We start from the raw sequence: 2,017 nt of genomic DNA on the forward strand, positions 1-2,017 counted from the left end.
CTAGCTACTTTCCGGCGCAAAATTCGTGAGCCCGAGTGTTGGGGCAGAATCGGCGCAGTTGTGATTTTCTGCAAGCCTGGACGGATTTGAGTTTGACGCCCGTGCGCGCCCCTGATTCATTGATTGGGATGATTCGTGAACGCACGCTTCAAAAGCGCAAGAAACTGGTTGGAACGCTGCCGATCACCGGCGAGCTTTTGCGTGGGACGCTGTTGGAGCGAGTCGTGCGTCACAAGAGCGGCTGTCCGAAATGCGCGCGCGGCGAGGGCCATCAGGTGTACGTGCTGACGGTCAGTTATGGGCGCGGACAGACGCAACAGATCAGCGTACGGCGGGAGCGGGTGGCCGAGGTTCGTCGTTGGCTGGACAACTACCAGAAACTGAAGGAGACGATCGAGCAGATTTGCGAGCTCAATCACGATTTGCTGCGTCCCGACCCCGCCGTGCCCCACCCCGGGAGGAAGCGGCGTGATTGAGATGCGGCNGGCGGGCACAGCTGAGGTTTGGGGATCACTGGGTCGCTGAGGAAGTGGCCGGCCTGCGTGAGGACTGGATGGACCACGCGGACCGGATCCTGGATGACGATGCCATTGTCACGGCGGTGTACGAAGCGCTCGGCCAGCGACATCCCAAGAGCCGCAGCCGCGGGCGGCGTGGTGCGCCGGCGGAGATGGTGCTGCGACTGCTCGTTCTCAAGCACGTTCGCAACTGGAGCTACGAGGTGCTCGAGCGCGAAGTACGCGCCAATCTCGTCTACCGCGACTTCGCTCGGATCGGCGGTGGCAAGATGCCAGATGCCAAGACCATCGGCCGGTGGGGCCTGGCGGTGGGCCCAAAGGTGATCAAGCAGGTCCACGGACGGATGGTGAAGATCGCGCAGGATCAAGGAGTTGTGGAAGGCCGGCGGATGCGCGTGGATACCACGGTGGTGGAGACCAATGTCCACTATCCGACCGACTCGAGCCTGCTGGGCGACGGCGTGCGCGTGCTCATCCGCACCATGAAGGAGGTCACCAAGATCGCTGGAGAGACCGGTACCAAGTTGCGCGATCGCAGTCGCAGCGTGAAGCTGCGGGTGCTCGACATTGCGCGGGCCGCACGCTCCAGGGTGAAGCAGAGCTCCGAGAAGCTCAAGGGTGCCTACGGGCGGTTGCTCAATTCGGCCAGCCGCGTGGTCGGACAGGCAAAGCAGTTCTCGGCGCAGATCGCCGCGGGAGTGAAGCAGGCCCCCAATGCGATGGGGCAATTGAAGCTCGATCGCTTGCGCCATCAGATCGACGAGATGGTGCCGCGAGTAAACCAGGTCATGAAACAGACCAGGGCCCGGATCTATCGCGGCGATACGCGCTCGGAAGGTAAGCTTTTGAGCGTGTTCGAGCCTTCGACGGAGGTCATCCGCAAAGGCAAGGCGGGCAAGCCCAACGAGTTCGGCAAAATGGTGAAGTTGCAGGAGGCCGAGAACCAGATCGTGATCGACTTCGAGGTCTATGACAAGCGGCCCAACGATTCCGACCTGCTCATTCCCGCGCTCGAACTCCACCAGGCGGCGATCGGACGCGTGCCGCACTTGGTTGCTGCCGACGCGGCCTTCTATTCCGGTAAGAACGAGGCCGCTGCCAAAGCCAAGGGTGTCAAGCGTGTGTGCATTCCCAACCGCTCCACCAAGAGCGCTGAGCGCCGACGCGAACAGAAGAAGCGCTGGTTCCGCAACGGTCAGAAATGGCGTACCGGATGTGAGGGCCGCATCAGCGTGTCGAAGCGGCGACACGGGCTCAGCCGCTGTCGCTACAAGGGCGAAGATGGAATGAAGCGTTGGGTCGGACTCGGCGTGATCTCCGATAATCTCATCAACATCGGCCGCGCCATCAATGAGAAATCGTCAAACTAGAAACGCGCCGAAGATCACCAACGCTTTACCAACACCCCGCCGCTATCGCCGGCGGGGTGTCGTCTTTTCAGCACGCATTCCAAATCACTTCAATTCGAGAACGGCGAATTTTGCGCCGGAAAGTAGCTA

At 61.4% G+C, this 2,017-nt stretch carries 1 protein-coding gene and 1 pseudogene; both read left to right on the plus strand.

Features of this window, described 5'->3' with window-relative positions:
• Positions 1-35 precede the first annotated feature (35 nt).
• Positions 36-476 (plus strand): DUF6788 family protein, encoded by a 441-nt coding sequence (locus AS156_RS20215; protein WP_136625947.1) that lies wholly within the window; start codon positions 36-38, stop codon positions 474-476.
• 9 nt (positions 477-485) lie between these two features.
• A pseudogene (locus AS156_RS20220) lies at positions 486-1,888 on the plus strand (ISNCY family transposase); the annotation flags it as partial.
• Positions 1,889-2,017: the final 129 nt, after the last annotated feature.

This window comes from Bradyrhizobium macuxiense, assembly GCF_001542415.1.
GTDB lineage: Bacteria > Pseudomonadota > Alphaproteobacteria > Rhizobiales > Xanthobacteraceae > Bradyrhizobium > Bradyrhizobium macuxiense.